The sequence below is a fragment of the Kribbella sp. NPDC055071 genome (assembly GCF_053608045.1).
The window spans coordinates 1-2,547 of the sequence record NZ_JBSGUS010000062.1 but is presented as its reverse complement, the minus strand read 5'-3'; the positions used below and the strand labels follow the sequence as shown (position 1 = coordinate 2,547).

Sequence of the window (2,547 nt, the reverse complement as noted above, 5' to 3'; positions counted from 1 at the left end):
GTTCTGCTATTTGTCATGAAGGAATTCCCCTCTTTCCAATATTTTTACATTTATGTGAATTGACAATAATGAAGTCCAGTTTTATTTTTGACATCTCGGTATTTATTTTATTCTTCCTATTTAGCCCCCTAATGAATTTGGACACCTACTAAGAGTGGTTTTATACTTAAGGTTGCCAAATAAGGGGGCTTTTGTGATGCAAAGACGAAAACATTCTGCTGAATTTAAACAACAGGTGGTACAAGAAGCAATTGAAACAGGCAATAAAGCTTTGGTGGCGAGACGTCACGAGCTCAGTCCAAATCTCGTAAGCAAATGGGTAAAAGCTTTTCAGGAAAAAGGCAATCTAGATCATTCCGGCATTCAAGATATTGTTTCTCCCTCAGGGATCAAACAGTTGGAGGAGGAGAATGACCAGCTTAAAAAGCTGTTAGGCGAAAAAGATTTAGAAATTTCCATTCTCCGTGACGTACTAAAAAAGAAGAACCCTCACTTACTGAAACGCTTGAAATAGCGAATGAGTGGATTGCGAAAGGTTATGCCGTCCGTAAAGTCCTGAAGATTTTAGAGATTTCTCCTTCTACGTACTATTATCAATACAAGAAAGAAGAAAAGTCAGTAAGTGAGGGCAGACCCATTCCGGGCTATTCACTCACTAAGAACGGCAAAAAAATACCGGATGAACAAATACAGGAATGGCTGATGGAACTCATCTCAGGTGAAGCCGGTGTCTATGGCTATCGAAAGTTGTGCCTCCGCCTTCGAAGCGAGTATGCGCTACAGATTAACAAAAAGAAAGTGTACCGATTATGTAAGGAACTCGATATCCTACAGCCACAGCGAGAAGTGAAGTTCCACTATCCAAGAAAATTAGCGAGGAACCGGATCATCACTGAATCGAATCAGCTGTGGGAAGCAGATATTAAATACGGCTACATCGAAGGTGAAGAGCGTTTCTTCTTTATTCTATCGCTCATTGATGTATATGACCGTTCCATCATTGATTATCATATTGGTTTACATTGTACCGGACACGACGCTGGCCAACTCGTGCAGCGTGCCTTGTTTAAGCGTCAGCAATTTGAAAGAGAAACAAAGCCAGTCATTCGAACGGATAATGGTCCACAATTTATTTCTCTAGCGTTTCAGAAAGCATGTGAAACGTTCCACATCGAACATGAACGCATTCCGCCGAGAACACCGAATATGAATGCCCATATCGAGTCGTTTCACCGATTACTAGAGTATGAATGTTTGAGGCGGTTCGCTTTTCATTCCTACGCAGATGCGTATCATGAGGTGGCTGAATACATGGATTTCTACAATAATCGAAGAATCCATTCGAGTATTTTAGATTTAGCACCAAATGAATTTTATCAACGAAACCAAACAGAAGAGCTAACGATTAAAGAAGTGAGAGTATGAGGCAGGATGATTTTCTTGCCTCACCTAAAATAAAGAGCAATTCTATGAAATAATGAGCTAAGAGTAGTATGTGTCCAAAATTAGGGGGTTAACCCGACTTTACCGTGAACTGTATGCTCAATGGGCGTGTAGCGTTGATTGTGGATGGTACACCGGCTGCGTTGATTGCGCCTGCCAATTTATTTTTGCTTGTGAAAGCACCCGAAGATATCCACTTTACTGCTTTGGCAGCTACATTTGGTCAAACGCTTCGTTTACTTGGCTTGTCCGTATCGCTACTGCTTCCTGCATTTTTTGTTGCCATTCTTTCCTATCATCAAGATCAGCTGCCCTATTATCTACTTGCCACTTTGGGGATTAACCGGTTGGGAATCCCTTTTGATGTGGCAGTTGAAATGTTTATTGCACTTCTCTTCTTAGAAATCCTGCGGGAAGCTGGTATCCGATTGCCTTCTGCGGTCGGCTCCACGGTAACGGTTGTAGGAGGACTTATCCTGGGGGATGCGGCCATTCGTGCTGGATTCTTATCCCCAGGTATCGTTGTCATCGGAGCAATTACACAAATCTTTGGTTCAACTTTATCGAGCCTATCATTGGCTGGAACGATTAGTACCTTACGCTTTTTTCTTTTCATTCTGTCTGCCACGCTTGGCATTTATGGCTTCTTTCTTGGATTATTTATTGTGCTCAGCCATTTAGCCTCATTGCGTTCATGCGGCTTGCCTTACTTGGCCCCAATATCACCTCCATTTAAAGACTTGGCCAACGCTTTGTTTCGATTACCTTGGCCATGGCGAAACACTCGACCGGACATGTTGAAGACACGAGATTCTACAAGGCAAGGGGACAGGCATAAATGAGGAGATATAAAAGTATGGTTGCACTTTTCCTTCTTCTCACCCTTACCGGTTGCTGGAGTAGATATGAAGTGCAAAACATGAACTATGCTACGGCTGTTGGAATAGACTATGTCGATGGCCAATACACCTTGTATGTGCAATTGCTTGATTTCTCGACAGTGGCCAAGCTGGAGGGACAGCAAAAAGCGGAGCAGCCCCCGGTTTGGGTGGGCAAAGGCGAAGGTTCCTCGTTTACGGAGGCGGCAAATGATTTGTACAGTAC

4 protein-coding genes are annotated in these 2,547 nt (G+C 42.9%); all 4 read left to right on the top strand.

Features of this window, described 5'->3' with window-relative positions:
• Positions 1–196 precede the first annotated feature (196 nt).
• Positions 197–514 (top strand): transposase, encoded by a 318-nt coding sequence (locus ACWF4Z_RS38165; RefSeq protein ID WP_014479904.1) that lies wholly within the window; start codon positions 197–199, stop codon positions 512–514.
• The gene (locus ACWF4Z_RS38160) at positions 511–1,425 is read left to right on the top strand and encodes an IS3 family transposase (protein WP_033880480.1); all 915 of its coding nucleotides are present in this window, start codon (positions 511–513) and stop codon (positions 1,423–1,425) included. The genes ACWF4Z_RS38165 and ACWF4Z_RS38160 overlap by 4 nt, the downstream gene beginning before the upstream one ends.
• A gap of 104 nt (positions 1,426–1,529) precedes the next feature.
• The gene (locus tag ACWF4Z_RS38155; protein ID WP_226466627.1) at positions 1,530–2,285 is read left to right on the top strand and encodes a spore germination protein; all 756 of its coding nucleotides are present in this window, start codon (positions 1,530–1,532) and stop codon (positions 2,283–2,285) included.
• A 77-nt stretch (positions 2,286–2,362) separates the two neighbouring features.
• On the top strand, positions 2,363–2,547 hold a 185-nt coding region (locus tag ACWF4Z_RS38150; RefSeq protein WP_452248094.1), incomplete at its 3' end, for a Ger(x)C family spore germination protein.